34 protein-coding genes and 3 pseudogenes are annotated in these 26,661 nt (G+C 48.8%); 29 read left to right on the top strand and 8 right to left on the bottom strand.

Going from position 1 to position 26,661, the window contains the following annotated elements; genetic code table 11:
* Nucleotides 1-116: 116 nt before the first annotated feature.
* Together CGZ65_RS08120 and CGZ65_RS08115 are read right to left on the bottom strand one after the other, a co-directional pair.
* Nucleotides 117-779: an NAD(P)H-dependent oxidoreductase gene (locus CGZ65_RS08120; RefSeq protein ID WP_096295485.1), complete on the bottom strand. Its 663-nt coding sequence runs from the start codon at nucleotides 777-779 to the stop codon at nucleotides 117-119.
* A 101-nt stretch (nucleotides 780-880) separates the two neighbouring features.
* Nucleotides 881-1,750, bottom strand: a complete 870-nt coding sequence (locus tag CGZ65_RS08115; RefSeq protein WP_096295484.1) for a LysR family transcriptional regulator — start codon at nucleotides 1,748-1,750, stop codon at nucleotides 881-883.
* A 109-nt stretch (nucleotides 1,751-1,859) separates the two neighbouring features.
* Between CGZ65_RS08115 and CGZ65_RS08110 the strand changes: the two genes are divergently transcribed.
* The 3 genes and pseudogenes from CGZ65_RS08110 to CGZ65_RS15160 all read left to right on the top strand — a co-directional run bounded on the left by CGZ65_RS08110 (nucleotide 1,860) and on the right by CGZ65_RS15160 (nucleotide 3,215).
* Nucleotides 1,860-2,534: a nitroreductase gene (locus CGZ65_RS08110; RefSeq protein WP_096295483.1), complete on the top strand. Its 675-nt coding sequence runs from the start codon at nucleotides 1,860-1,862 to the stop codon at nucleotides 2,532-2,534.
* A gap of 265 nt (nucleotides 2,535-2,799) precedes the next feature.
* Nucleotides 2,800-2,961: pseudogene (locus CGZ65_RS15165) on the top strand (MarR family winged helix-turn-helix transcriptional regulator); the annotation flags it as partial.
* Nucleotides 2,962-3,035: 74 nt separating this feature from the next.
* A complete protein-coding gene (locus tag CGZ65_RS15160; protein WP_415906949.1) occupies nucleotides 3,036-3,215 on the top strand; it encodes a hypothetical protein in 180 nt (59 codons plus the stop codon).
* A gap of 108 nt (nucleotides 3,216-3,323) precedes the next feature.
* Here the strand turns inward: CGZ65_RS15160 and CGZ65_RS08100 are convergent, their stop codons facing one another.
* The gene (locus CGZ65_RS08100; RefSeq protein WP_198345260.1) at nucleotides 3,324-4,211 is read right to left on the bottom strand and encodes a LysR family transcriptional regulator; all 888 of its coding nucleotides are present in this window, start codon (nucleotides 4,209-4,211) and stop codon (nucleotides 3,324-3,326) included.
* Between the two features lie 130 nt (nucleotides 4,212-4,341).
* Between CGZ65_RS08100 and CGZ65_RS08095 the strand changes: the two genes are divergently transcribed.
* The 18 genes and pseudogenes from CGZ65_RS08095 to CGZ65_RS08035 all read left to right on the top strand — a co-directional run bounded on the left by CGZ65_RS08095 (nucleotide 4,342) and on the right by CGZ65_RS08035 (nucleotide 15,764).
* The gene (locus CGZ65_RS08095) at nucleotides 4,342-5,436 is read left to right on the top strand and encodes an alpha/beta hydrolase (protein WP_096295482.1); all 1,095 of its coding nucleotides are present in this window, start codon (nucleotides 4,342-4,344) and stop codon (nucleotides 5,434-5,436) included.
* A gap of 86 nt (nucleotides 5,437-5,522) precedes the next feature.
* Nucleotides 5,523-5,753: a nuclear transport factor 2 family protein gene (locus CGZ65_RS08090; RefSeq protein WP_157742752.1), complete on the top strand. Its 231-nt coding sequence runs from the start codon at nucleotides 5,523-5,525 to the stop codon at nucleotides 5,751-5,753.
* A gap of 179 nt (nucleotides 5,754-5,932) precedes the next feature.
* Complete coding sequence (locus tag CGZ65_RS08085) at nucleotides 5,933-6,373, top strand: nuclear transport factor 2 family protein (RefSeq protein ID WP_096295480.1); 441 nt, start codon at nucleotides 5,933-5,935, stop codon at nucleotides 6,371-6,373.
* A gap of 240 nt (nucleotides 6,374-6,613) precedes the next feature.
* A complete protein-coding gene (locus CGZ65_RS08080) occupies nucleotides 6,614-7,243 on the top strand; it encodes an alpha/beta fold hydrolase (protein ID WP_198345259.1) in 630 nt (209 codons plus the stop codon).
* Nucleotides 7,195-7,464 (top strand): serine aminopeptidase domain-containing protein, encoded by a 270-nt coding sequence (locus CGZ65_RS14675; RefSeq protein WP_198345385.1) that lies wholly within the window; start codon nucleotides 7,195-7,197, stop codon nucleotides 7,462-7,464. The genes CGZ65_RS08080 and CGZ65_RS14675 overlap by 49 nt, the downstream gene beginning before the upstream one ends.
* Nucleotides 7,465-7,511: 47 nt before the next feature.
* Entirely contained in the window at nucleotides 7,512-7,664 is a 153-nt protein-coding gene (locus CGZ65_RS12880; protein ID WP_157742751.1) for an antibiotic biosynthesis monooxygenase family protein, read from the top strand.
* Nucleotides 7,665-7,678: 14 nt separating this feature from the next.
* Nucleotides 7,679-7,843 (top strand): hypothetical protein, encoded by a 165-nt coding sequence (locus tag CGZ65_RS12875; protein WP_157742750.1) that lies wholly within the window; start codon nucleotides 7,679-7,681, stop codon nucleotides 7,841-7,843.
* 178 nt (nucleotides 7,844-8,021) lie between these two features.
* Nucleotides 8,022-9,338: an NtaA/DmoA family FMN-dependent monooxygenase gene (locus CGZ65_RS08075; protein ID WP_198345258.1), complete on the top strand. Its 1,317-nt coding sequence runs from the start codon at nucleotides 8,022-8,024 to the stop codon at nucleotides 9,336-9,338.
* 21 nt (nucleotides 9,339-9,359) lie between these two features.
* A pseudogene (locus tag CGZ65_RS15155) lies at nucleotides 9,360-9,470 on the top strand (oxidoreductase); the annotation flags it as partial.
* A 62-nt stretch (nucleotides 9,471-9,532) separates the two neighbouring features.
* Nucleotides 9,533-9,871 carry an SDR family oxidoreductase gene (locus CGZ65_RS14665; RefSeq protein WP_269768590.1) on the top strand — a complete coding sequence of 113 codons (339 nt, stop codon included), beginning with the start codon at nucleotides 9,533-9,535 and terminating at the stop codon, nucleotides 9,869-9,871.
* Between the two features lie 8 nt (nucleotides 9,872-9,879).
* A complete protein-coding gene (locus CGZ65_RS14660) occupies nucleotides 9,880-10,134 on the top strand; it encodes an SDR family oxidoreductase (protein ID WP_269768589.1) in 255 nt (84 codons plus the stop codon).
* Between the two features lie 182 nt (nucleotides 10,135-10,316).
* Nucleotides 10,317-11,267: an NAD(P)H-dependent flavin oxidoreductase gene (locus CGZ65_RS08065; protein ID WP_096295479.1), complete on the top strand. Its 951-nt coding sequence runs from the start codon at nucleotides 10,317-10,319 to the stop codon at nucleotides 11,265-11,267.
* Between the two features lie 84 nt (nucleotides 11,268-11,351).
* Nucleotides 11,352-11,933 carry a class I SAM-dependent methyltransferase gene (locus tag CGZ65_RS08060; protein ID WP_096295478.1) on the top strand — a complete coding sequence of 194 codons (582 nt, stop codon included), beginning with the start codon at nucleotides 11,352-11,354 and terminating at the stop codon, nucleotides 11,931-11,933.
* 97 nt (nucleotides 11,934-12,030) lie between these two features.
* Nucleotides 12,031-12,786 (top strand): alpha/beta hydrolase, encoded by a 756-nt coding sequence (locus CGZ65_RS08055; protein ID WP_096295477.1) that lies wholly within the window; start codon nucleotides 12,031-12,033, stop codon nucleotides 12,784-12,786.
* A 105-nt stretch (nucleotides 12,787-12,891) separates the two neighbouring features.
* Entirely contained in the window at nucleotides 12,892-13,797 is a 906-nt protein-coding gene (locus CGZ65_RS08050; protein WP_096296141.1) for a DMT family transporter, read from the top strand.
* The gene (locus tag CGZ65_RS08045) at nucleotides 13,794-14,150 is read left to right on the top strand and encodes a SpoIIAA family protein (protein ID WP_096295476.1); all 357 of its coding nucleotides are present in this window, start codon (nucleotides 13,794-13,796) and stop codon (nucleotides 14,148-14,150) included. The genes CGZ65_RS08050 and CGZ65_RS08045 overlap by 4 nt, the downstream gene beginning before the upstream one ends.
* A 66-nt stretch (nucleotides 14,151-14,216) precedes the next feature.
* The gene (locus CGZ65_RS08040; RefSeq protein ID WP_096295475.1) at nucleotides 14,217-15,119 is read left to right on the top strand and encodes an aldo/keto reductase; all 903 of its coding nucleotides are present in this window, start codon (nucleotides 14,217-14,219) and stop codon (nucleotides 15,117-15,119) included.
* A gap of 147 nt (nucleotides 15,120-15,266) precedes the next feature.
* Nucleotides 15,267-15,764 carry a DUF4440 domain-containing protein gene (locus CGZ65_RS08035; RefSeq protein WP_198345255.1) on the top strand — a complete coding sequence of 166 codons (498 nt, stop codon included), beginning with the start codon at nucleotides 15,267-15,269 and terminating at the stop codon, nucleotides 15,762-15,764.
* A gap of 61 nt (nucleotides 15,765-15,825) precedes the next feature.
* On the opposite strand, the gene CGZ65_RS08030 is transcribed toward CGZ65_RS08035, so the two are convergent.
* From CGZ65_RS08030 to CGZ65_RS14145, 3 genes are all read right to left on the bottom strand, one after another.
* Complete coding sequence (locus tag CGZ65_RS08030) at nucleotides 15,826-16,425, bottom strand: DUF2238 domain-containing protein (RefSeq protein ID WP_096295474.1); 600 nt, start codon at nucleotides 16,423-16,425, stop codon at nucleotides 15,826-15,828.
* Nucleotides 16,426-16,513: 88 nt separating this feature from the next.
* Nucleotides 16,514-18,232, bottom strand: a complete 1,719-nt coding sequence (argS, locus tag CGZ65_RS08025; RefSeq protein WP_096295473.1) for an arginine--tRNA ligase — start codon at nucleotides 18,230-18,232, stop codon at nucleotides 16,514-16,516.
* Between the two features lie 200 nt (nucleotides 18,233-18,432).
* Nucleotides 18,433-18,540, bottom strand: coding sequence for an excalibur calcium-binding domain-containing protein (locus CGZ65_RS14145; protein ID WP_232507592.1), 108 nt, complete (start codon nucleotides 18,538-18,540; stop codon nucleotides 18,433-18,435).
* Between CGZ65_RS14145 and CGZ65_RS14140 the strand changes: the two genes are divergently transcribed.
* Entirely contained in the window at nucleotides 18,503-18,646 is a 144-nt protein-coding gene (locus CGZ65_RS14140; protein WP_232507614.1) for a hypothetical protein, read from the top strand. The two genes, CGZ65_RS14145 and CGZ65_RS14140, sit on opposite strands and share 38 nt — an antisense overlap.
* Before the next feature lie 26 nt (nucleotides 18,647-18,672).
* Here the strand turns inward: CGZ65_RS14140 and CGZ65_RS14135 are convergent, their stop codons facing one another.
* Together CGZ65_RS14135 and mnmC1 are read right to left on the bottom strand one after the other, a co-directional pair.
* Nucleotides 18,673-19,092 (bottom strand): cold-shock protein, encoded by a 420-nt coding sequence (locus CGZ65_RS14135; protein WP_096295472.1) that lies wholly within the window; start codon nucleotides 19,090-19,092, stop codon nucleotides 18,673-18,675.
* Between the two features lie 247 nt (nucleotides 19,093-19,339).
* Nucleotides 19,340-20,934, bottom strand: a pseudogene (gene mnmC1 / locus CGZ65_RS08010) (FAD-dependent 5-carboxymethylaminomethyl-2-thiouridine(34) oxidoreductase MnmC1).
* Between the two features lie 138 nt (nucleotides 20,935-21,072).
* Between mnmC1 and CGZ65_RS08005 the strand changes: the two are divergent.
* From CGZ65_RS08005 to CGZ65_RS07970, 7 genes are all read left to right on the top strand, one after another.
* Nucleotides 21,073-21,699: a phosphoribosylanthranilate isomerase gene (locus CGZ65_RS08005; protein ID WP_096295471.1), complete on the top strand. Its 627-nt coding sequence runs from the start codon at nucleotides 21,073-21,075 to the stop codon at nucleotides 21,697-21,699.
* A 2-nt stretch (nucleotides 21,700-21,701) separates the two neighbouring features.
* Nucleotides 21,702-22,295: a DNA glycosylase gene (locus CGZ65_RS08000; RefSeq protein WP_096295470.1), complete on the top strand. Its 594-nt coding sequence runs from the start codon at nucleotides 21,702-21,704 to the stop codon at nucleotides 22,293-22,295.
* 144 nt (nucleotides 22,296-22,439) lie between these two features.
* Complete coding sequence (gene trpB, locus CGZ65_RS07995; RefSeq protein WP_096295469.1) at nucleotides 22,440-23,642, top strand: tryptophan synthase subunit beta; 1,203 nt, start codon at nucleotides 22,440-22,442, stop codon at nucleotides 23,640-23,642.
* A 293-nt stretch (nucleotides 23,643-23,935) separates the two neighbouring features.
* A complete protein-coding gene (locus CGZ65_RS12870; protein WP_157742749.1) occupies nucleotides 23,936-24,361 on the top strand; it encodes a hypothetical protein in 426 nt (141 codons plus the stop codon).
* An 8-nt stretch (nucleotides 24,362-24,369) separates the two neighbouring features.
* Nucleotides 24,370-25,344, top strand: coding sequence for a hypothetical protein (locus tag CGZ65_RS07980; RefSeq protein WP_096295466.1), 975 nt, complete (start codon nucleotides 24,370-24,372; stop codon nucleotides 25,342-25,344).
* Between the two features lie 198 nt (nucleotides 25,345-25,542).
* The gene (locus tag CGZ65_RS07975) at nucleotides 25,543-25,806 is read left to right on the top strand and encodes a hypothetical protein (protein WP_157742748.1); all 264 of its coding nucleotides are present in this window, start codon (nucleotides 25,543-25,545) and stop codon (nucleotides 25,804-25,806) included.
* A gap of 313 nt (nucleotides 25,807-26,119) precedes the next feature.
* Nucleotides 26,120-26,638 carry a hypothetical protein gene (locus tag CGZ65_RS07970; protein WP_096295464.1) on the top strand — a complete coding sequence of 173 codons (519 nt, stop codon included), beginning with the start codon at nucleotides 26,120-26,122 and terminating at the stop codon, nucleotides 26,636-26,638.
* Nucleotides 26,639-26,661 lie beyond the last annotated feature (23 nt).

The following is a 26,661-nucleotide window of genomic DNA, read 5'->3' as shown; positions in this document are numbered from 1 at the left end:
TAGGGGCTATTTTAAAGAAAACAATTCGGTTATGGGAAACGATTGTTTTCTTAAAAGGAAACAAAAGGCCGTCTGAAACCTATTGTTTGCAGACGGCCTTAAAAGAAGCATTCGGATTATTTCACCCACGTCACCAATTCATCAAGCGGACGGCGGAATTTGTGGGTGATTTCTTTGGCGCGGTAGCCGAAGGTACAGGCTACGGAAACCCCCCATTCTTCGGGATCAAACAGGCCTTCTTCGACCAAAACGCGGTTGAATTCCTTGTAGTCCATACCTTCTACCGGACAAGAGTCAATGCCGATTAAAGCGGCACCGGTCATCATATTGGCTAGGGCAATGTAGGTTTGTTTGCCGGTCCAGTCAAAAAGTGCGCGCTCGTTTCCGTAGATTTCGATGTCGTGCTTTTGGAAATTTTCATAAATCGCCACACTTTTGGCCATTTGTTCGTCGGTCAGCCCGCGTTTTTCCAAACCGGCGCGCAAGAAACCGGAATCATAAGTGGCATTTTTCTTTGCCAGATACACCACCAAATGGCTGCACGCATCCAGCTGCCGCGCCATGCCCCAGCTGAACGGTTTCAGTTTCTCACGCAATTCAGGGTTTTGAATTACCAGAAATTTCCACGGTTCTGAACCGACCGAGCTTGGCGACAAACGCGCCAGTTCCAACAGATAATTAAAGTCTTCATCGCTGATTTTGCGTTCTGGATCGTAGTAACGGCAGGCCGAACGGAAGGTAAAAGCGTCTAATACTTGTTTTTTAGTAATACCAAACATATTGATTCCTTTAAGGGTTTGGAAGTTGGGAAAATTGTTTTCATATTATAGGCCCGTCCGGGCCGTCTGAAAAAGCATCTGAAAAAATTGGTATGTAAAGTTCAGACGGCCTCAATCTGCTGCCCGACAAATTCCACAAACGCCCGCACAATGCTGGAAGGATAGCGGTGCGCCGCGTAAATCATCGACACATCGTAGCGCGGGAAATCCACATCGGCCAATACTTCCACCAAACCATGTTGTGCCATCATCCGATTGGCCGAATAATCCGCCAATTGGCACACCGCCTTGCCTGCGACAGCCATATATTCCAAGGCAGAGCTTTCGTTGCAGGCAAACACATAGGGCACAAAATGCGCCTGCTTACCCACCATCACTTTAAGCATGTTTCCGCCATTGCGTGCCCATCCCGCCACGGGTAAAGCGGCTAATTCGGCCACGGTGTGCGGTGTGCCGGATTTGGCCAATAAATCAGGGTGTGCTACCCATTTCGCGCCGACCGACAATACTTTTTTGGCAATGAAATTGTCGCCGTGCAATCCGCCCATGCGGAACGCCACGTCAATGCCGTCGGCTGTCATGTCGAGCACGCGGTCGGTCATGGTGCAATGAATCTGCACTTGCGGAAACTGCGTTTGAAATTCGGCAATCCAATCCAGTACGGGCGTGCAACCGGGTGGGGCGGAAATGCGCAACAAGCCTTTCAGACGGCCTTGTTCGGCAAACAATACCTGTCCGGCATTGACCAGGTTATCCATGCCGGCATACACCTGCTCATACAGCCGCTGCCCGGCCATCGTCGGCTTGACACCTGATTTGAAGCGGTCAAACAATTGGATATTCAGCGATTTTTCCAGCCCGCTGATTTGGCGGCTGATGGTGGCAACCGGTACATCAAGTTTTTCCGAGGTTTTCGACAAACTGCCTTCTTGCACAACGGCAACGAAAAGGCGTAAAGCATTGAGGTTCATAAAATTTCCGTTTATGGAATACAAGTTTCCATTTTAAGGAGTTTTTATTTTGTTTTCAACAAAATAAACTGGGTGCCGTTGCATGATTCAATAAAGAAAAGAGAACGCCATGTTAGATTTTGAAACTACCGTTAAAACCCGCCAGTCTATCCGTAAATTTTTGCCGGCCGAGATGACCGAAGCGGAAATCAAACAAATCCTTACCGATGCGCAAAATGCGCCGTCAGCCTGCAATACCCAGCCGTGGCTGGTGCATATCGCTTCGGGCGAAACCTTGCAGCGCCTGCACAAAATCATCGGCGAGCGTTTCCGTGAGGGCAAATTCAGTCCGGATTTCGAGTTTGACCAAAGCAAGTTCACCGGTATTTATGAACCGCGTTGGCGTAACCAATACGCGCATGTATTCACCACCAGCTTCGGTGTGCCGCGCGAAGACAAAGCCGGCCGCCGGCCGGTCATCGAGCAAAACATCACCGGCTACGGCGCAGCGCACATGGCGTTTTTGTTTATGCCCGGCGTGGATAATCACGATGTCAACATTGCCGCCGATATGGGCATGTATTCGCAAACCTTTTTATTGTCGCTGACCGCACGCGGCTTCGGCGGTATTCCGATGCTGTTTTTAGGTTTGTTCGCCGACGACATCCGCCGCGAATTAGGCGTATCCGGTGATTACAAACTGCTGCACGGTATCGCTTTCGGTCATCCGGATTGGGACGCGCAACAGAACAAAACGCATTTAGGCCGCGTGCCGGTTGAAGAGAGTGCGGTATTGCATTGGTAATGATGAGGCCGTCTGAAAAGTTTCAGACGGCCTGATGCCCTTTGTAAAATCCCTATCTTTGGCACATTTTTTCATTATGCACTGCTCGAAATACTGCACTATATAATTGATAGGTCTACTTTCTATGCTGTTCCAATTTCGAGCTGCACTCAAATCCAGGAATTTTGCAAAGGTATCGGATTTTCTATAGCTAATTTGAGAAAATTAAATTTTGAACAATATAATAATGTGATAGAATTGATTTTATTTAATCTAGATTACTGTCATGTACGAGCAACTCAAGCTTTCAAACCAATTGTGTTTTCCGCTTTATGCCTTATCCAAAGAAATCACCCGCCGCTATACGCCTTTTCTGCAAGCGCTGGATTTGACCTATCCGCAATATCTGGTCATGCTGGTGTTGTGGGAACACGGCGAACAAAGCGTGGGCGGGCTGGGTGAAAAGCTGTACTTAGACAGCGGCACGCTCACCCCCTGCTCAAACGCCTGCAAGCCAAAGGATTGGTTGAACGCACACGCAGCGTTGAAGATGAACGCAGCGTCATTATCCGCCTCACCAACAGTGGCAGGGCCTTGGAGCACCAAGCGGTGGAAATTCCCGGAAAAATGGGCGCGTGCCTGAATTTATCGGCGGACGAAACCGCATTGTTGCGCAAAATCGCCGCCCAATCCGCCCAATAAAAGAAACGGCTCCATTATAGTTTTAGTTGTCTAACCAGATTGTGAAAATATAATTTTATTGAAAGCTAAACACACTTGGAAAAATTATCCAAAATTCAAACTTCATGATTATTCCCTTAACGCCTGTAATACCACTTCAAACGCTCTTGAATGGTGCTTTCGGCTAGGATAATAAGCATAAAATGGCTCATAAGTCATTTTAAATTCGCCCAAAATTTCAACCAGTTCGCCCGATGTTAATTCATTTTCCACCATAAAATATGGCATAAACCCAATACCCAAATGATTTTTGACCGCAGGCAAAGGATTGCTGTTTAAAATTAGCTGACCTTTTGGCACATACGACACCAATTTGCCCGCCACCCAAAAATCCCACGCAATCGGCTCACGGTCAGTCTCCAGGCGCAAGCCAAGCAAGCGATGATTATCCAGTTTTTTGATTTGTTTTGGGATTTCTTTGTTTTGCAAATAACTAGGCGTGGCAACAAGAACGGTCGTCAAAGGGGGTGAAATCTTGACCGCCACCATATCTTTTGCCAAATCATCGCCCAAACGTACGCCCATATCAAAGCCTTCACCCACAATATCCACAAAACGATTTTCGCTAAAAAGCTCAATGTTGATGTGGGGAAACTGCTCAAAAATGGGGGCGAGTTTGGGCAAAATCGCCATTTCTATGGCAACTTGGCTGGCGTTAATGCGAACCGTGCCTGTGATGTTATCTTGGTTTTCGGATATCTTTTTTATTGATAAATCAATAGCTTGTAGGTAAGGCGAAATGTCGTTTAACAGCATTAAGCCTTCGGGCGTGGGCGAGATACTCCTTGTAGTGCGATTGAGCAGGCGGATATTTAAGCGGTTTTCTAAATTACTCAAACAATGTGATACTGCCGATGCCGACACGCCCAACTTTTCACCTGCTTTGGTAAAACTTTTGTGCTGGGCAACCAGCACAAAAGCTCGTAAGTCGTTGAGATTTTGCATAAAAATGGTCAAGTGAGAATTTGGCTTATTATAAGGTATTTTTGAATTAAATTCACAAGTTTATCAAATTTTACCCCGCTAATAAAAGACAATTGGGTGGTTTATAATAACCCGAATAAAATCGCTAACAGAAGAGTATTTTATGAAAAAATTGATGCTTGCCACCGCCCTTTTTATGGCATTTTTAACCGCTTGTAGTACAGCCCCACAAGGCTTAAACATCGCCAAACAAGGTAGTTTTAGCGTGGGCGGGTCGTATGTACAACATACAGGTACTTTTAAGCCTGAAAACTTCATCGCTCCTGACGGTCAGCGTGCTTATGGCGATTTTGCCTATGTCAAATACCAAACACCTGTCAATGCCAAACGCTATCCTTTGGTTTTTCAGCACGGTGGGGCACAGTCGTCCCGCACTTGGGAGAGTACGGTAGATGGGCGTGAAGGGTTTGATAGCCTGTTTGTGCGTAAGGGATACAGCGTGTACCTTATTGACCAGCCAAGAAGTGGCAAATCCAATCTCTCCACCCAAGCCCTAACCCCCGATACCCCTTGGGCAAGCAACCCGATGTATGGCGATAAAACCTTGTGGGTTTTATCCAGAATGGGGCATTTTGATAAAGACGGCAAGCCTATTGCCAATGCCCAATTCCCACAAGGCGAAATGGCTTATCAAGCCTTTCAGCAGGCATGGACAATCGGCTCAGGACCTTTGGATAATGATTTGAACGCCGATGTTTTGGCAAAACTTGTAAACCAAACCAATGGAGCGGTTTTGGTAACGCATTCTATGGGCGGCACAATCGGCTGGCGTACCGCTTTGCGTAGCGATAAAGTTAAAGCGATTGTGGCATGGGAACCCGGCGGTACGCCATTTCTGTTTCCTGAACATGAAATGCCAAGCGTAACCAAAGCCAAATTTGAAGCATTAAGTGGTTCGGCAATGGGCGTGCCACTAGATGAATTTAAAAAATTAACCCGAATTCCGATTGTACTGTACTATGGCGATTACATCAAGGTTGGTTCAAACAATGTTGGTGAAGACAAATGGGGAACAGAACTTGAAATGGCGAAACAATTTGTTGCTACCGTCAATAAATACGGCGGCGATGCGACACTGGTTCATCTACCCCAAATCGGTATTAAGGGCAATTCACATTTTTTAATGGGCGAAAAAAACAATACTCAATTAGCCGATTTAATGGCGGATTGGCTCAAACAAAAAGGGTTGGATAAATGATAAAACACTTTAGCCTAACAACACTGCTGGGCATATCGGCTTGCACTTATGCCGATACTGACCCATCTGAACAGGCTAACAAGCAAATGGACAAGCAAGCAATAAGCGATGAACAGGTTTTAGCGAACATTTACCGCCAAATCAATCAGGCGATGTTGGATAAAAATACCGAAACGATTGGTAAACTGACTACCAACGACTTTACCCTAACCCATATCACAGGTTACAAACAAAGTAAGTTTGAATGGCTAAACCATATTGAAACAAACAAAATGCAATACCACCAAATAGACGAACAAAGCGTAATGTCCGAATAGATGGCAATACGGCTGATGTGATTGGTCGAGCTTATACTCGTGCAACCATTTGGGGAGCAAACGGTACTTGGAATTTACAGCTACATTATCAAGCAGTCAAAACCAATAATACTTGGCAAATGCAAAATGCAGTTGCCGCCTTGTTTTAACTATTTTCCACTTCAACAACGGAGCAATTTATGAATGTTAATCTCCAAACCGAACGCCAAGCCTTAAAAGACTTGGTAGATACTTTTTCTAATTTGGCGGACGAGAAAAAAGTCGCCGAGCAAATGCCATTATTTACGCCTGATGCTGTGGTGCATACCTATATCGGCGGTAAACTTGTGTTTGAGATGAATGGCACGGACGAGATTGAAAAAGTGTTCACAGAATTTTTAACCCCATTTCACAGCGTGTATCATCTTAACGGTCAGCATACAGTTACGTTTGTTGATGACAGCAATGCGACCGCCATTAACTACTGTTTGGTAAAACTTGTTGAGACCAAAGACGGACAAGAAATCTTGCAAGAACACAGTGTCCGCTATGCTGACACCTATGTCAAGCAAGACGGCAACTGGCGAATTGCCAGACGTATCGCTAATTTTATGATTAGTCAGACGCAGGTCATCGCCTAGTCATTGCCGTCTGAAATTTTCAGACGGCATATTGTTTTCATTTTTAGAAAGCATCTTTCAAATTTTCACTATTCCCCGTTTAATATGCAACCTATAAACTGGTTCAATATCTCAACACACAGGATTGTACATAAAATGCAGCCCCATGTGTTGCCCTGATCCGGAAGGGGTTGCACCCCTTCCGGATAAACCCTGATTCCGCCGCCCTGAAAGGCGGTTTCAACCGGTAAGGAAATTTTGATGAAAACCCTACTTAAAACCACCGCCACCATCCAAAAAATCAAAACCCAAGACGGCTTAAACCTGCATTTGGTTAAAAACCATCCCCAGCAAAAAGCTAAAGCCGTTTTGGTGATTTCACACGGCTTGGCCAGCCACTCCGGCGTATTCGACGGTTTTACCCAACGCATGACCGGCAACGGCATTGCCGTTTACCGTTTCGATGCGCGCGGACACGGCAAATCAGACGGCCGCGACAGTATTCACATCAACAGCTATTTTGAAATGGTCGAAGATTTGCGCCGTGTTGTGGAAAAAGCCAAAGCCGAAAATCCGAATTTACCGGTTTTCGTGATGGGGCACAGTATGGGCGGCCACATCACTGCCTTATACGGCACCAAGTATCCAAAAGGTGCGGACGGTGTGATTTTGGCAGCAGGCGTATTGCGCTACAATCAAATGAACTTCGGCTACCTGCCGCGCCCGGAGCCGGAAGGCAGTTTTGTGAACGGCTTTGAAGCCGCCCATAAGACGCTTAATCTGCCCGTACCCGATACCGGCGCAGGTTTGTCGCTGCCAAACGATCCTTTAATGCTGGAAAAATTCTCGGTATCCTTCCGAACAGCTTCAAAGAAGGCATTCAATACCTGAAAGACAACAATGACAAATTTGTTGCCCCTGTTTTGCTGGTGAGCGGTGGTGCCGATTTGTATGTGGTGCCGAAAGATGCCATCCAATTCTATGAAGAAACCAATTCAACCGATAAAAGCTTGCGCTTATACAATGGCTTAGGACATTTGCTGATGCTCGAACCCAATGGACAAATCGTTACCAACGACATCGCCGATTGGATCAACTGCCGAGTAAAATAATCCCCAATCCCACCGCTTGTTGCACTGCAAACGGTGGATTAGGCCGAATGGCAAAACAGCGTGGTTTGATCAACGCCTTTGAAGTGCCAAAAAGCAAAGAAGCCGATGCCTTGCAATCGTGGCAAAAATCCCGTGATTTTTTGCAAACCCAAGACGGCTGCATCAGCACGCAGTTGCACCAAAACCTTGACCAATGGTAAATTTCATCTGGTAGATGTCGCTCGCCGGCGTAGTGCCGATGATTTTAAAAATGGTACCGCCAAAATGCGTGAAGCCCTTGCCTGATAACCAAGTGGAAGGCGTGGTGTTTTATCCGGGTTTGTTTAAAGTGATTGAATCGGAATGCCTTTTGAGCGGAAAATGGGGAAATAAGCGATGAACACCGTCCATAATGGGCGGTGTTCTTGTTTTTCAGCCTTACAAAATTATCTTTCCAAATTCAAAAATAATCCTCTCAGAAATCACCATTCTAATTTAAAAATAAAAAATATAATAAGCCCATACTTTTTAAACAGAGAAACAAAATGGCTGATTATCTTGATAACACAAATAAAAAGATGAAACTGGCGTTGCAACTGGTGTCGGGCTACGGCGGAGAGTTCCAATCATGGCGACTTGCCGACAGCAACGAGCGTGCCTATACCGACATTGATTTTTATGTGGAAATGGCAAAAACCGCCGAGCAAGGCAAAATTCATACGCTGTTTATCGCTGATACGCCGTCCTTTGGTGGGGCTGGCGGTGGCACGGACATCAGCACCCGCACGCCTGCTTTTCCGCTTGAACCAATGGTCATGCTCTCGGCGGTAGCCTATGCCACGCAAAAAATAGGTTTGGTGGCAACTTATTCCACCACTTACAATTTACCCTACAATTTGGCACGCCAACTCAAAACACTGGACACATTAAGCGGCGGGCGTGTCGGCTGGAATGCGGTTACCACAGGCACACGCGAGACCGCCTACAATTTTGGCAACAAACCTTTGCCTGACACTGCCACACGCTACGAAATGGCGCACGAAATGGTGGAAGCGGTGCAAACCTTGTGGGGTACATTTGGTGAACACGCTTACATTGCCGACAAGCAAACAGGGCAATTTGCCGATATGAGCCAAATTAAGCCTGCCAATTACAAAGGCAAGCATTATCAAGTCAAAGGGGCATTGCCCATTCCTGCCACACCACAAGGGCAACCGCCGGTTTTTCAGGCAGGCTCAAGCCCAGAAGGGATTGAGCTGGCAGGGCGTTTTGCCAGTGGCGTGTATGCCAATCCGTTTTCCATTGATGAAGCCCGTGCCTACCGCAATGTTATTAAACAAAGTGCCATACAGCATGGTAGAAACGCCGATGACATCAATATGTTTAGCGGGTTTATGTTCACGATTGGCGATACGTACGAAGAAGCGTTGGCTCGCCGGATGCAGCTCATTGATTTTATGAGTGATGATGAATTTTATGGGCAAATCCGCTATTTGTCGGCGATGATCGGCGTGAATTTGCACGGTTTGGATGTCAATGAACCGTTGCCAAAATCCCTGCAAAATCAGGCGACACCTCACCCACACGACCCCCGTTCGCCACGAGCGGTGGAGCTCATCAAGCAAGGAATGTCGCCCAAAGAAGCCCTTGCCAATGGCGTGATTAATTATCATCCTGTGGTGGTTGGTACGGCAAAAGATGTGGCGGATTTTATGGAAAAATGGTTTAAAGCAGGGGCGACAGACGGCTTTTCGCTTGCCCCGACAGCCAAAAAGGCGTGCAAGATTTTGTGGAAAAAGTCGTGCCGATTTTACAGGAGCGTGGGATTTATCATACTGATTATGAAGGCTCAACCTTGCGAGAGCATTTGGGCGTGCCGTATCAGTATGGCTTAATTGAATCAACCAACTAAGGAGATGAATATGGGAAGATTAGCCAATAAAGCCGCCATTATTACCGGCGCCGCCAGCGGCATGGGCGAGACGACCGCCCGGGTGTTTGCCCGTGAAGGTGCGACCGTGATTATTACCGATGTGCAAGAGCAGGCGATTAAAGATTTGGTTGCCGACATTCAAGGAGAATATGGCATGTGGCGTTGGGTATTGTCCACGACATCGCAGACGAGCAGTCTTGGACAAACGTTACCCAAGAAGTTGTGGCTAAATTCGGCAAAATTGATATTTTGGCCAATAACGCCGCCATTGGCGGAAAAGACTGGAAATACGAAAATGCATCTTTGGAGGAATGGCAAAAAGTGATGAAAGACAATGCCGAAGGGGCGTTTTTGGGGATTTGTGCCGTTGTGCCTTATATGAAGAAAAACGACATCAGCGCGATTGTCAATATCAACACGCTGGGCGTACACGTGGCAGCGAAGGCATTGCCGGCATTCCGTATTCGGCGTCCAAAGGGGCGGTTGATGCCTTGACCCGTGCCATGGCTTTACGTCTTGGCAAATACAATATCCGTGTCAATTCAGTATCGCCCGGCCCGATTTTGACCCCTATGGCCAAGCAGTATTCCGGCGATGAAAAATTGGCAGAAATCGCCAGCTTCAACCCGCTTGGACGCATGGGCGACCCGCTCGATGTGGCACATACCACGCTGTTTTTGGCAAGCGATGAAGTCAAATTCATCACAGGGGCTGAGATTTTGGTGGACGGCGGCTTTAAGATTCATAAGCCTTTGTAAGACATTTGAATCAGCCTGTTCTCAATCGAGAAGTAAAAACATGCCGTCTGAAATTTTTCAGACGGCATGTTTATGATTTAAGGTTTCCAATAATGAAAATTATATTTCGATTTATCGCTATTCTTATTTTTATTTTAGAAATATAAAATACACCCATCCTAATCAAGAAACGAGAAAATATCATGCAAAACCGCATTACCGAAATCCTGAATATCAAACACCCAATCGTGCAAGCGCCGATGTCTTGGCTGACCGACGCGCGCTTGGTGGCGGCAGTGGCTGAAGCCGGCGGTTTGGGTTTTTTGGCGCCACACGCAGGGCAGACCACGAATCCGACTTCCAATGAAGACGTGATTGAGCGTATGCGCAATGAGATTCGCAAAGTGAAAGCGCTGACAGACAAGCCGTTTGGCGTGCCGTTTATTGTGTCTTACGATTTTTCCCTGATTCCACATATGGTGGATTTGTTTATTGAAGAGCGTGTACCTGTGGTGCTGGATAATGGCGCACTTGACCCAGAGATTTACGCCAAATTCAAACAGGCCGGCATCAAAATCATTTGCCGTTTGCCGAATCCGAATTTACCCGATGCTTTGAAAGCGCAGGAATTGGGCGCGGACATTTTGGTGTTGACCGGTTTTGATGAAGGCGGCACCTTGCCGGTGAAAGAAATAGGCAGTTTTTCCGTATTGGCCGAATTTGTCGGTAAAGTCGATTTGCCGATGATGTTGGCGGGCGGCATTGCCGATAAACGCAGCGTGCAGGCGGCTTATACCTTAGGTGCAGAAGGCGTGTGGATTGGCACGGCTTTTATCGCCACCGAAGAATGCCGCGCCAGCGAAAAAGTGAAAGATTGGATTGTGGACTCAAGCGCCAATGATTTATTGCTGTTCCGCACCGAGCCTTATTACTATCGCTCGCTGCCGACCGAATTGGCCAAACAATGTTTTGAATTGAGCGAAAGCGGTGCGCCGCGCAGCGAAATCGCCAAACTGATGAACGCCGGCACAGGCATGCGTTTAGGCATGCTGGAAGGCAATTTTGAACACGGCTATGTGTCGGTGGGCAACGGCATTTCCGCCATCGATAAAATCAAAACCGTGCAGGAAATGATTGATGGATTAATCAACTGAAATGCTTAAATCGAGGCCGTCTGAAAGTGATTTTTCAGACGGCCTTTTGCGTTAAAATACGCTTTTTCCGATGGAAAGAGTGTTATGAACAAATGGGACGAATGCTACGCTGCCGACGAATTTATTTTCGGCACCGAACCGCATGAGTTTATCCGCCGCATTCAGCCACATTTGCCCAAAACAGGGCGTGCATTGGATTTGGCGACCGGCGAAGGGCGCAACGGTGTGTTTCTGGCGCAGCAGGGTTTGCAGGCGGAAGGGGTGGATTTGTCAGAGGTGGGCATTGCCAAGGCGCAAAAGTTGGCGGCGTTGAAAAGCGTAGAGTTTGCCGCACGTGTCGCCGATGTTGCCCGGATGGCGATGCCGTCTGAAACCTATGCGCTGATTAGTTCGGTCAATTGCCATTTTGCCGAACCGGTGCGCAGCCGAGTGGCGCAGAACATTGTTAAGGCACTGGTTTCAGACGGCCTGTTTGCCGGTGTATTTTTCCATCCTGAGCAGGCGGCATTGGATAAAGGGCCGAGCGACATCAACATGCTGGCTGATTTGCCCACGATTCAGACGGCCTTCCGCGGCTTGGATTGGTTGATTGCCGAACATTATCGCACCGGCGAAGGCAATGATGCCAAATCGGTGATTTATTTATTGGGACGAAAGGCCGTCTGAAAATAAAGTATTCTACTTTCAGACGACCCCAGTCTTTTATCTGCAAGCCGACAGCGTTATCATACTGATCATTACGAATTAAATGACGTAAATTGATATGGAAAAACTATTCGACATCAACGAGCGCGGTTACAGTGTGCGTTGCAAATTATTTTACGAAAAAGATCTGCATGCGGTGGAAAACGTGGTAATTGTCATGCATGGTTTCGGCAGCAGCAAAGACGGCCGCTCGACGGTGAAATTCGGCGAACGCTTGATGGCCAAGTATCACCATTATGCCGCGTTGGCGTTCGACTGGCCTTGTCATGGGGCGGATGCACGTAAAAAATTGCTGTTAGATGAGTGCCTTGCTTATTTGGCTTTGGTGGTTGAGTATGCGCAAAAACATCTTGGCGCCAAGCGCGTTTATGCGTATGCCAACAGTTTCGGCGGCTATCTCACGCTGAATTACATCGCGCAAAACGGTAATCCGTTTCACAAAGTGGCGTTGCGCGCGCCGGCGATTCAAATGTACCAGACCCTACTGGACAATATGTCGGCAGACGAGCGCAGCAAGGTGGAGAAAGGTAAGGAAGTGTTGCTCGGCTTTGAGCGCAAAATGAAAATCAGCAAGGATTTTTTGGATGCTTTGCAGGCGGCGGATGTGATGCGGCATGATTATTTGGATGACGCGGATGATCTGTTGATACTGCACGGTACGGCAGACGAGATGATCGGCATCGGTGTGTCGAAAACCTTTGCTGAAAACAATGTGGTCGAACTGATTGCAGTGGAAGGCGCAGACCATCCGTTTTCCCAACCCAAACACATGGACGTGGCGATTCAGAAGATTATCGGATTTTTCGCGGATTAAGGCCGTCTGAACGCCGAATTATTTTTTGCTTATGCCATTGAGCCGCATATTTTCAGACGGCCTTTGTTATAATATTAACTGATTAATTTTTTGAACTCTGTCAACATGACCGAAAGCAACAAAGACCTGCTCGGCTCCGCTTGGATTATTGTGGCCGCAGTGGGTTTTACCATTATGAACCTGTGCATCAAAGCGGCTTCGCAGGAATTTGGTTTGAACAGCGGCGAGCTGGTGTTTTGGCGCATGAGTTTTGCCGCGCTGGTGTTGGGCTTGATGGCCAAAATGCGCGGTGAGAAATTCGGCTCGCCGCATTGGAAGCTGCATCTCAACCGCAGCGTGGTCGGCACCTTGGCGATGTTGTGCCTGTTTTATGCGGTGATGCATTTGCCGCTGGCCACGGGCGTAACGCTGGGCTATACCTCGTCGATTTTTTTGGCGGTGTTTTCTTTATTGGTGTTGAAAGAACACATCGCTCTGTATACGCAGGCGGTATTGGTATTGGGCTTTATCGGCGTTGTGGTGTTGCTGAACCCGTCGTTTGAGAGAGGTCAGGTGTTTCCGGCGCTGATTGGTTTGGCCGGCGGCGCGATGTCGGGCTGGGCGTATATGCAGGTGCGCGAGTTGTCACTTCTGGGCGAACCGGGTTGGCGCGTGGTGTTTTTCCTGTCGGTTACCGGCATGGCCGTGTCGGCGGTGTGGGCAAGTCTTTCCGGCTGGCATGCTTTGTCGTGGGGCAGTGCGCCTTATTTGCTGGGCATTGGTGTCAGTGCGACGGTGGCGCAGTTGTGTATGACTCATGCTTATAAAGTGGGTAACAAATTTACCGTGGCCTCGTTGTCATATCTGACAGTGGTGTTTGCTGCTTTGTCCGGTATGTGGTTATTAGGCGATAAAATCACTTGGCAGGAAGTGCTCGGTATGATTATTATTGTGGCTAGTGGTGTATTAAGCGGTATTAAGCCGGTTTGGATTAAGCGGCTTTTTTCAAATAAAACGAGGAGCAAAACATGATTTCTATCCGCGAGCAGTCTTACGGCCTGAATGTGGCCTTATACAACGAATTTACCTTGGATGATTTCCGCGAGTTGGAGCAGGCTTTGCTTAACTGCAAACAAAAAATCCGCCTGCCCGATATGCTCTTGGATATGACGCTTTTGAAAGATTTCACCATTGATATGGCGGTGGAGCAGATTAAGTTTTTAAACGAACATGAAGACGATTTCGGCCGCGTGGCGGTGGTGACCGACGATATTTGGATTAAGCTCGGCGCGCGTTTATCCAGTCTGATTACCAACCAGCATCCGAAATATTTTGACGATGTGGCTGAAGCACAAGCCTGGCTCTTGGAGCGTAATTCGAAATAATAATCTCAAGGCCGTCTGAATATGATTCAGACGGCCTTTCTCTTTACAAAACATAAAGGAACGGATATGCATTACTATACCATTAACCAAGATTTAAGCATGAGCCGTTTGGTGCATGGCTATTGGCGTGCGCATGAATGGCAATTAGATGCGCAAGGCTATGTGAAGCTGATTCATGAGGTGTTGGATTTAGGTATTAATACTTTCGACCATGCCGCGTGTTACGGTGGTTTCATCAATGAAGGGCAGTTTGGTGGGGCGTTGAAATTAGAAAAAAGCCTGCGCGATCAAATGACGATTGTGAGCAAATGCGGTATTTCATTCCCCAACGAAGCGATGCCGCACATGAAAAGCAAACACTACGACAACAGCGCCGAACACATTATCTGGTCGGCCGAGCGTTCCGTAAAAGAATTGAATTGCGGCCATCTCGATTTATTGCTGATGCATCGCCCGTCGCCGTGCCTGAATCCTGAAGAAGTGGCGGCCGCGTTTGATAATCTGCATTCGCGCGGCTTGGTACGCTATTTTGGTGTATCGAACTATTCTGCCCAAAAATTCAATATGTTGCAATCGTATGTCAACCAAACTTTGGCTACCAACCAAATCGAGGTTTCTCCTTTGCATATTGCGCCATTTGAAGACGGCAGCTTGGATTATCTCTTGGAAAAACGCGTCAAACCGATGGCATGGTCACCTTTGGCCGGCGGTGCATTGTTTGATGATGGCGATGAACGAAGCCAACGCGTTGCGCGAGCTTTGTTGCAGGCAGGCGAAGCCTACAACGAAACCCGCATCGACACGCTGGCCTATGCTTGGTTGCTTAACCATCCGAGCGGCATGATGCCGATTGTGGGTTCAGGAAAAATCGAGCGTGTGAAAAATGCGGCCGATGCCCTTACCATCCGCTTCAGCGAAGAAGCATGGATTAACGTATATTCAGCTGCTTTGGGGCATGAAGTGCCGTAAATATTCAAGATGAATAGACCATGTGAATAATACGGTCGGGCGGATTTTTTTACTGCAAATCAAAAACCTATGTTATGATTAGAGTAGATGTACTAATCGTCATGACAGACATCGCCATTTATCACCAGTAAATCATAGGAGCAACTTATGCTGCAAAAATCCACCATTTTGATGGCCGTATCTGCTGCTTTGGCGTTGAGCGCTTGTGCCGCCCCACACAAACACGACAAAGCGCACAAACACCACCAAGGCGAACGCGCCTGCAAAAAGACCAGCGAAGCAGAAATCGTTGCCTTATTTGAACGCTGGAATGATGCCTTGAAAACCGGTGACGAGAAAAAAGTGGTGGCCAACTACGCACCTAAATCGATTTTGCTGCCAACCGTATCCAACACGCCGCGTTTGACTGCTGCCGAGAAAGAAGATTATTTCGTACATTGGCTGCCGAACCGCCCGTCAGGTGTGATCAACAGCCGCCAAATCCAAATCGGCTGCAATACCGCGTTTGACGCCGGCATCTATACCTTCACCTACGCCAACGGCAAAAAAGTGCCTGCACGCTATACCTTCACCTACAAATGGGACGGCCAAAACTGGCTCATCACCAGCCACCATTCTTCAGGCATGCCGGAAGCGGTGAAATAAGTTTGATTTAAGATAAAAGGCCGTCTGAAACATTTTTATTCAGACGGCCTCTAAAATTTAGTTATTTCAACGCATTTGTTTTAAAATGATTTTTCCAAAGCAAGCAAGCCAACATCACACAAGCGCCGATGCCGCACCACATCATATCGGCCTGCGTATCCCACTCATAGCCTTGCGTGCCTAAAAATGCTTCCGCGCTTTGGCCGCCCAAGACTGCTGCCAGCCATTCAATCAATTCATATACCGCGCTAATGGCCATGCACACGCAAAAGCTGAGAAAAACCAACCATTTCCGGCTGGTGACTACTTGGTTTCGCCATAAAATTTCTGCTGCGATGACTGCCGGTGAAAAGCCCTGCATAAAGTGGCCGAGTTTGTCGTAATTGTTGCGCTCCCAGCCCATCGGTTCTTTCAGCCAGTCAAACAGCGGCACCTCGGCATAAGTGTAGTGCCCGCCGACAATCAATACCACTGCGTGAAACGTCATCACCCAATAGGCAAAATCGCTGAGGCGGAAGCGGCGGTAAGTGGCCAGCAGCAAAACCGCGCCGATAACGGCCGGAGATACTTCCAAGCCCCAAGTCGGGTAGTCTTTCGGGTTGATGCCCGACCAAATTAGGGCAGCGCTGACTATTGCCAGCATCAGATGATAACGGTTCATAAGTATCTTAAAAGAAATAAAGTGGCATAATAGCAAAAAGGCCGTCTGAAAAATACCTTTTCAGACGGCCTTAATTGCATGACGCTGCTTACATCACATCCAGCGTTTCAATACCGAGTAAATCCAAACCTTGTTTGAGCGTGTTGCCGGTGAGTTTGGTCAACTGCAAACGCGTGTTGCGCGCCTGACCTTCGGCTTTCAGAATCGGGCAGGCTTCGTAGAAGCGTGAGAACAATGTTGCCACTTGGTAAAGATAGGCGGCCAAGTAGTGCGGGTGGCTGCTCTCGGCGGTGCTACGCAATACGTCTTCAAATTTCAGCAATTCCAGCGCCAGTTGTTTTTCCAAAGGCTCGGTCAAGGCCGGAGGGGCGGCCGCATCCCAATCGCCGGCTTTTTTAAACACGCTTTGCACGCGGGTGTAGGCGTATTGCAGGTAAGGCGCGGTGTTGCCTTCAAAGCCCAACATCGCATCCCAATCGAACACATAATCGCTGGTGCGGTTTTTGCTCAAGTCGGCGTATTTTACAGCGCCGATGCCGACGGTTTGGCCGATTTGATCCACTTCTTCCGCGCTCAAATCAGGGTTTTTGCTTCGCACCAACTCAGTGGCGCGCTCGACCGCTTCATCGAGCAAATCCACCAGCTTCACCGTGTCGCCCGAACGGGTTTTGAACGGTTTGCCGTCCTTGCCCATCATGGTGCCGAAGCCGATGAATTCCGCTTCTACGTTTGGCGTCAGGTAGCCGGCTTTGCGCGAAGTGGTGAAAAGTTGTTCAAAATGCAAACCTTGGCGGTGGTCAACGATATACAGCAAGCGCTCGCCTTTCAGGCGGCCGACACGGTAGCGCATACAAGCCAAGTCGGTGGAGGCATACAAAAAGCCGCCGCCTTGTTTTTGCACGATAAACGCGGCCGGTTCGCCTTCTTTGTTTTTGAATTCTTCCAAAAACACCACTTTCGCACCGTCATCTTCAACCGCCAAACCTTGCGCCACCAAGTCATCGACCACCGGCTGCAAATCGTCGTTGTAAATCGATTCGCCCGCCACGTCTTCAGGGCGCAGCTTCAAGCCCAGCGTGTCGTAAACGGCTTGCGCGTGGCTTAAGGAAATCTCGACAAACTGCTTCCACAAGGCTGATACGGTTTCATCGCCGCCTTGCAGTTTCACCACATATTCGCGGGCTGTGTCGGCAAATTCCGGGCTTTCGTCAAAGCGCACTTTGGCGGCGCGGTAGAATTGTTCCAAATCGGCAAGCTCAAACGCAGCATTGTCTTTTTGCTGCTCCACCATGTAGGCCACCAGCATGCCGAATTGCGTGCCCCAGTCGCCGACGTGGTTTTGGCGGATAACTTTGTCGCCCAAAAATTCCAATACGCGCGAAATGCTGTCGCCGATGATGCTGGAACGCAAATGGCCGACGTGCATTTCTTTGGCCAAGTTCGGTGAAGAATAGTCGATAACCACGGTTTTCGGCTCGGCATTTTCAGCCACGCCCAAGCGGGTGCCGTTTAAAGCCATCTGAATGTTTTGTGCCAAAAAGTCAGCATGTAAACGCAGGTTGATAAAGCCGGGGCCGGCCACTTCGGCAGATTCGATAACGGCATTACCGGCCAGCGCGTCGGCCACTTTTTGCGCCAGTTCGCGCGGATTTTGCTTGGCCTGTTTGGCCGCACCCATCACGCCGTTGATTTGGAAATCGCCGAAGTCGGCATTTTTGGCCGGTTGCAACACAACAGGCGCACCGGCAATACCGGCGGCGGCGAAAGCGGCTTCGGCTTCACGCGCTACGGTTTGGTGTAAATTCATGGTGTTTCAGTCTCTTAAATAAATGCAAATCATGCGGTCATTTGTTCAGGCGGTATTTTAAGGGAAACCGGCGTTTTAAGACAGCATAAAGGCCGTCTGAAAGGATTATTTTTTCAGACGGCCTTTAATAGGTATATTGAGAATTGTGAAAATCGCCATCTTTGGCACATTTCTTCGTTATGCGTTGTGTTTGCTTCGAGCTATGTCCGAATCAGGGTTTGAAAGGCTTCAGGCCACCGGCGGCTGTCGTCTTGGCACGGAATGCCATCGTTGTCACCGTCCATTTTGGTGTCCGGGCAATGGCGGATAAAGAATTCGGCTTCTTCACGCGAACTCATCTGCGCACACTATTGCTGCCCGTCGCAGCTGAATTGGGCTGACGGCTTGGATGAAGCAGGCGGTTTGACGGCATGATTCCATGCTTTGCGTTCGGCTTCCATTTACGCAGCAATGGTGGCAACCATAGAATCGGACTGCTTGGTAGTGTGAACCGTTTGCGCGCGGTGGTTTTGCCAAACCTGCCAGCCGTACCAAGCGCCGCCAAGTAGCGCCGCAACTAATAAAATCGCCAGCAACACACCGCCTGCACGCGAAGGGCAGCCTTGCTTGCGGTAGGCTGCATAAAATGATGATTCGGCCTCATCGTCAAAGTCATCGGCAAAGCGCACATCTTGGGCTTCGCTGCGGCCTTGGCGGCCTTTGGCGAGATAAAAGGAAACCCGCTGGCCTTCAAAAGGGCCATCGGGGTTGCCGTTGAATGCGGAAAGCGCGACAAATATTTCGTTTTCGGTGCTTTCTTCACGTATTGCACCGAAGCGGCGGCTTTCGTTCCAACGGACAATAGTACCGTAATAACGCATAATTTTTTAAGATATGAATAATTACTTGGAATATTTTAAATCAATCTGCCCGATAATGTGATGTTTAGTTGTCAGATTTTCATTCAGACCTGATTTTATGCGTAAAGGTTTCCAAGGCCGTCTGAAAAATATTGATTTTTAGAAAAAATCACTGATTTGTTATGATTTTTTTGTTCATAGTGTCAAACGTAAGTATCTGGCGGGTAAATTGCGGGATGGAGGCAGATGGGGTGCCGACGGCTTATCTTCACAACAGCGGCTGATGGCGCATAATTGCCCGAATCACGGCGCGGTTGGGATGCAGCGCGGCTTTCAGGCGTGGCGGCAAAGGTTGGGGCAGGTTTAAGATTTCCGCGGCCAGCGATGCGGCGCAAATCGGCGCAGTCGCTAAACCGCGCGTGCCGTGGGCGGTGTTGAGCCAGACATTGGGCAGGTAAGGGCAGGGGGCGTTGAGGCGGTAATGTTTGTCCAAAGCCAGTTTGGCGTACACGTCCTGCATGGCGGCAATGTCGCCCACCGCGCCGACCATCGGCAAATGATCCAGACTGTCGCAGCGTAAAGCCGCGTGGCCGCCGGCTTCAGCCAAGGGATTGAGGCCGTCTGAAAACAGCGAATCAGCCAAAACCGGATGTAAATCATGCAAGGCAGCACGGTTTACCGATTCTTCGTGTTGATGCCACGCTTCATCGCTGCTGTTTAGAACAAACGTCGCGCCGTAGCAGTGTTGCCCTGCCAGCTCGGGCTGACGTAGCATTCGCCTGATAAGGCACAACGCAGCCTGGCCGAAAACGCGCTTGCTTTGGCGACGCCGGTTTGGCCGCGGATTTGGCGGAACGGCAGTTTGGAAACGTTGCGCTCGGGCGCGTTAGGGCTGTGGGCGCCCATACAGTAAATCAGGTGTTGTGCGGTGAAATTACCTTGTGTGGTGTGCGCCGTCCAAGCCGTGCCGTCAAATTCCGCCGAAAGCAGCGGTGCGTGTTCGTGCACGTCAATCAAGGGATGTTCCAATAAAGCGCGCACCAAAGCGGGCGGATTGAGCCACACGCCGTGCGGCCAATAGAGGCCGTCTGAACCGACATCCATGCCTGCGAGTTCCTCCGCTTCTTGTTGGGAAACGGAGCGGTATAAATGCGCATGATGGCGCTGCAAACCCAATGCCTGATTGCGCTTGCGCTCGGCTTCATTAAAATTGACGTGCAACACGCCATCGCCGCCCCAAGCGTGTTGTTCGGGCAGCAAATCGGCCAACAGCCGCCTCGTGTAGCCATAGCCTGCCAGCAGCAATTCGGTTTGCTCGGTCGGGTGCGGCGAGATTTTGGCATACAGCAAACCTTGGCGGTTGCCCGAACCGCCATTGGCAATATGTTTGGCTTCAAGCACGGTTACGCGCACGCCGTGTTCGGCCAATTCCCGCGCGGTGGCTGCTCCGGCTATGCCCGCACCGATGACGATGGCGCCGGTGGGTTTGGCTTGGTTCTCAATCGGGCTGAACCAGGGTTTGACAGCGGTTTCGCGTTGCGTGACGGGGGCGGTCTGCCATTGCAAGGCGTGCGGAAAATGCGTTTGAATATCGGCAGCATGTTCAGACGGCACCAGCCACAAATGCACATCGGGCAACACATTCGCCAGCACATTCACGGCATTGAATTGCAGGCAGCCGATTTTGCGCGCAATGGCTCCGGCTAAAGTCTGCTCTAAGGCGCAAGGGTTTTCAGACGGCCTGAATAGCGGCATTTCCCGCGCAGGCAGGCACACCGCCCAATAAAGCGGTTTAGCATGGCTCTCGAGCGTGCGCACGAGTTCGGTAAGACTGGGAATGCCGTTCCAAGCAAGGTAATTCATGATGAGGCCGTCTGAATAAAAAGCGTATTGTAATGCGGAAATACGTTTTGTTGATTGCGCTGCCGCAAAACCGCTTATTTTTCAGACGGCCTTTGCTTTATAATAGGCCGTCTGAAAAGCTGAACCTAAGGAACACGCATGACCCGAATCCGAACCAAGATCTGCGGTTTTACCCGCCCCGAAGATGCCCGCGCTGCCGCGCAGTTGGGCGTCGATGCGGTCGGATTGGTGTTTTTCGCCAAGAGCAAACGCGCGGTCAATATCCAACAGGCGCAAAAGATTGTAGCCGCGCTGCCGCCGTTTGTGACCGTGGTGGCGTTGTTTGTCAATGAAACAGCCGGGCAGATCCGCGAAACGCTGCGCCAAGTGCCGATTGATGCGATTCAGTTTCACGGCGATGAAGACGATGAATTCTGCCGCCGGTTTGACCGCCCTTATTTGAAAGCCGTGCGCGTGCAAAGCGCGGTAGACATTCAGACGGCCTCAAGCAAATTTCCCCATGCCCGCGCGGTGTTGTTTGACGCCTATCACCCCGACGAATATGGCGGCACGGGTTTGCAGTTCGACTGGAAGCTGCTTGCCGGTTACCGCGACAAACCGTGGGTGTTGGCAGGTGGTTTGAACGCCGGCAATGTGGCCGAAGCGGTTCGGATCAGCGGCGCGGCGGCGGTGGATGTGTCCGGCGGAGTGGAAAGCAGCGGCGGTATTAAAAATGCGGAAAAAATGGCGGCATTTTTGCAAGCCGTGATACAAGCGGATGCGTAGCGATGAACGGCAAGCCTATTGTTGAAACCCATCCTTTTGCGCCGATTCTGCCACCCAATGCGACGGTGATGATGATGGGCACGTTTCCGCCCAAAGAAGACAAACGTGCCATGCAGTTTCATTATCCGAATTTTCAAAACGATATGTGGCGCATTTACGGCGAGGTGTTTTTCGGCGACAAAACGCATTTTCAAAGGCCGGCTGAAAAAGCCTTTGATAGGGAAAAGATTATTGCTTTTTTACATGAGCGCGGCATTGCATCTTGTCCGACGGTGTGGAAAGCTGTGCGCGGACAGGACAACGCTTCGGATAAGTTTTTGAAAGTGGTCGAAGCGGTGGATTTGGCCGCGGTGCTGCACAAGCTGCCGCATTGCAGGCATTTGTTTACTACCGGCGGCAAAGCCACGGAAGTGCTGCTCGGTCTGCTGCCCGAGAAAACCGAACTGCCGAAAACGGGCGAAACCATTGATTATGTTTATCAAGGCCGCGCCCTAACGCTCACGCGGCTGCCGTCCACTTCGCGCGCGTATCCTTTGGGTTTTGACAAGAAAACGGCGGCGTATCGGGCGTTTTTTGAGTTTGCCGGATTGTTATAGGCCGTCTGAAAACAAGGATTTTTGCAGGCGGATAAGCGCGTTCGCACGAAAAATATGTGTATAATCGGCATTCATTAAAGTTATTGTTTTCAGACGGCCCGGAAATAAATCAGGCCGTCTGAAACCCCACAAAGGAATTCATTCATGCAAAATTATCAAGCACCCGACCAACAGGGATTTTTCGGCGAACACGGCGGCCTGTATGTATCAGAAACGCTGATTCCCGCTCTGGAAGAATTGAAACAGGCTTACGCCGAAGCGAAGCAGGATCCTGCATTTTGGGCGGCATTCGAGCATGATTTGAAACATTATGCCGGCCGCCCGAGCCCCGTTTATCATGCCGAACGTTTGAGCAAACATTTGGGCGGCGCGCAGATTTGGTTGAAACGTGAAGACTTAAACCACACCGGTGCGCACAAAGTGAACAACACCATCGGTCAGGCTTTGTTGGCCAAACGCATGGGCAAAAAGCGCGTGATTGCGGAAACCGGCGCGGGGCAGCACGGCGTGGCTTCGGCCACCGTGGCGGCGCGTTTCGGCATGACTTGCGATGTGTATATGGGTGCCGATGATATTCAGCGCCAAATGCCCAACGTATTCCGCATGAAATTATTGGGTGCCAACGTGGTGGGTGTGGAAAGCGGCAGCCGCACGCTGAAAGACGCGATGAATGAAGCCATGCGCGAATGGGTGGCACGCGTGGGCGACACTTTCTACATCATCGGCACCGCCGCCGGTCCTGCACCTTATCCTGAAATGGTGCGCGATTTCCAATGCGTTATCGGCAACGAAGCAAAAAAACAAATGCAGGAAGCCATCGGCCGCCAACCTGATGTGGCGGTGGCCTGCGTGGGCGGCGGCTCGAATGCGATTGGTTTGTTCCACCCTTATATCGGAGAAGAAAACGTGCGCTTGGTCGGCGTGGAAGCGGGTGGCCGCGGCGTGGATACGCCGCAACACGCCGCGCCGATTACTTCACGCGCGCCGATTGGCGTGTTGCACGGCTTCCGCAGCTATTTGATGCAGGATGAAGACGGCCAAGTGTTGGGCACGCATTCGGTATCCGCCGGATTGGATTACCCGGGGATTGGTCCTGAACACAGCCACCTGCACGACATCGGCCGTGTGGAATATACCGTGGCCAATGACGAAGCGGCTCTAAACGCGTTTGATTTGTTGTGTCGATTTGAAGGTATTATTCCGGCTTTGGAATCCTGCCATGCTTTGGCTTGGGCAGTAGAAAATGCACCAAAAATGGATAAAAGCCAAGTGATTCTGGTGAACTTGTCCGGACGTGGCGACAAAGACATCAACACCGTGGCAAAGCTCAAAGGGATTGAGCTGTAAGATAAAATAAAAGGCCGTCTGAAAAAAGAGCAGGAATAACTGCTCTTTTTTCATTTGCCATATGTTTCAACACACAGGGCTGCACATAAAGCGCAGCCCTGTGTGTTGCCCTGATTCGGAAGGGTTGCACCTCTTCCGGATAACTCCCGATTCTGCCGTCCTGAAGGGCGGGGTTTCAACCGGCAAGGAAGTTTTTGATGAAACTTTTTGGGCTTTTATTACTCAAATTTCATTGAGAATGATTTTTATCATCTCAATACGGCAGGTATCAAACAGTAAAGGAGACAAAGATTATGAATGACTCATTCGGCTCAAGAACCCCGCTTTACGTTATAGGGCATGATGGCGCGAATCCGGTTACGAATACTGTAGTAGTACGGGGGGAGCGTCCGGATTCCTTTGCGATGATGAGAAGGCAGGAAGAAGTATCCGGGCAGATTCAGGCGATGAACGACCGGTACTTTTTAGACAGTTTCAGAACACCTGTTCCGCCTGATTTCCAATTTGAAGCCAAACCGCAGCCCGAGCCTGAACCTGAGCACAAGGAAGCCGTAAAGCCCGATGAAGCCCCCAAACATCCTGAAGAAATTGCCGCCCAGGCCGTCGGTAATGCCGTTACCGTGACAGGCGGTGCGGCGGGCGGCATCCACCGTCATTTTATGGAGGAAGCCGATAAGCTGAAAAACACCATATCCGCCACGACGTACAAAACGGCTTGACCCGGGTAATGGCCGGTATCGAACAGGATAAAATATCGTCTGCCGAACTCAGGGATTTCTATGTGAAGCATCCCGAAGCCTTGAAAGAGGCTGTGAAAGAAATCGCCGACAATAGCGCGGAAGTGAAGCAGCAGCATGGCGATTTGAGCGGCAAGGCTTACGGCATCGGTATGCTCACCAAAATCACGGGCGGTGTTTCCCATGTAACGGACGGCTTGGAGCTGGGTAAAAGATTTGGTGCGGCATGGGACAGCGGCGATTGGAGCCCTGTGGTCGGGCAGGTGTCCAAAATCGTCGGTTCGGCGGCGGCGGGTGCGGCCAGTATGGGGCTGGTGCGTACGGGTGGGTTGATATTGGCGGCTGCTATTGGAGGAACAGGAACTGCTGTGGTCATTGGAACAGCTATAGCAGGAGCTGCTATCGGATACGGTATTTCTATTGCATTTGAGGCATTAGAAAAAGACATATCACAATCAGGCCAATATGACTTAAATAAGGTGATGAATAAAGATGGTGAACCTTATGAGGATTTGGCTGTGGTTGGAAATTTCAAATCTTCCGAATCCCTCAAGCTGTCTGCCAAAAACGAAATGACGCTAATCGGCGAGCAACATTTCAAAAACGTGGAGTTGGAAGGCAAAGACATTTCCGTTATCGGCAACGTGAGCGCAGACGAAAACGTGTCTGTCAATGGCGACAATATCCGAACCTACAGCGACGAAGCCGTTAAGGCCATGCTGGCGCCGGAAGACGCAAATCCTGCAGAGCAGATTCCGCATCAGCCTGCAGATACGCAGACTGAAACGGCAAACACGGTCAACGGAGACGAAATCCGCGCAGCCTTAGGCTTGAGGGAAGAGTATCTGGATTTGGAATATCTCGGCCAAGCTGCCGCTAAAGCAGGCGAGAACCCCACCGAATATGCCCTCAAAATCTATAATCTGGCTGAAGAATTGGTACCAAGAGTTTTACGACGAGTATGATGAAGAGTGGGAAAGGATAACGGGCATGATACCGGTACCAAACCAACCGGCCGGTCTCGGCAACGATGGTGTTTACCAAGCTGAGCCGCCGCCTGTCAATTCCATAACTGATGATTACAAAATGCCTTCGATATAAATAAACTTCTTATGGAGAACAGGCTGTCTGGAAATTTTCAGACAGCCTGTAAGGATACTGATATGGACAAAGATAAACTTGACCGTATATTTTTTTATATATTAATTCTTTTTCCAATAGTAATATTTGTTCTAACCCCGGCTGATGCTGTTGGTAGAGTGTCTGTATTGGTTAATAATGTTTTAGATGCTTATTTGTTTGGTAATGGGTATTATAAACCCGACAGATACCCTTTTGCGGCAAAAGTTACTAATATTTTTACCGTAATTTTTGCCCTTTTTATGGATTATTATGCACTATTTTATATGGTAAAGAAGCAGATATAGTACCTAAAGAAAATAGAAAAAAAGGATATGCCTTTATTTTTTTGATGCTTGTATTGTTCTTATGGGTCAGTATATTGCCTCAAGAATTTTCTAGTAGCAGTGGACGTAATTTTGGATTAAGCAGGTCATTTCATAATAACCCCTTTACTTTTCTTTTTTTAATTTTTATTAAACAAATTATGATTTATGTAGGTGTCCGAGTCTTCGGTGGCGTCATATGCAAATTATTTTCAAAGAGCAAAATATAAAGCCTATTTTGATGGGGCTTTCAGATCTCCTTTAGCATGAATCAGATTTATAGTAGGAGTAGTTAATGAGCAGAAAAACAGGTCATATGATTTTTTATATGTTGTTAATTCTGCCAACATTAATATTTTTATTTATACCCGCTCATGCAGCTGCTGACTGGGCGATTTCATTAAACAGCTTTCTAGATGATTATTTGTTTGGAAACGGTTACTACAAACCTGACCGTTATCCCTTTGCTTCTAAAGTAACCAATAGTTTTACTGTTGTTTCGGCGGTTTTTTCAGGTATCTATTGCGGAATATTTAGCAAATACGATCCTGATTCTATAACCGGAAAAGATAGGAAGAAGATGCATGTGTTTTTCTTTGTCGCTTTATCACTTCTATTATGGGTAAGCATATATCCTCAGGAATTCAGTACCAGTATAGGGAGAAGTTTCGGAACAAAACAGTCTTTTCATAATAATTATTTCTATTTTCTGTTTTTAATGACCGTGAAAGAAGTAATGATTTTTCTATCAATAAGCTATTTTGTCCGGTTGTTTTCAAAACGGTTTGAACGGATTAAAAATCCTCGTCAATAAGTATTAGCTGTTTTAAAGCGGCT

This window comes from Neisseria weixii (genome assembly GCF_002327085.1).
Lineage (GTDB): Bacteria > Pseudomonadota > Gammaproteobacteria > Burkholderiales > Neisseriaceae > Neisseria > Neisseria weixii.
This window is presented reverse-complemented; position numbering and strand designations above follow the sequence as displayed.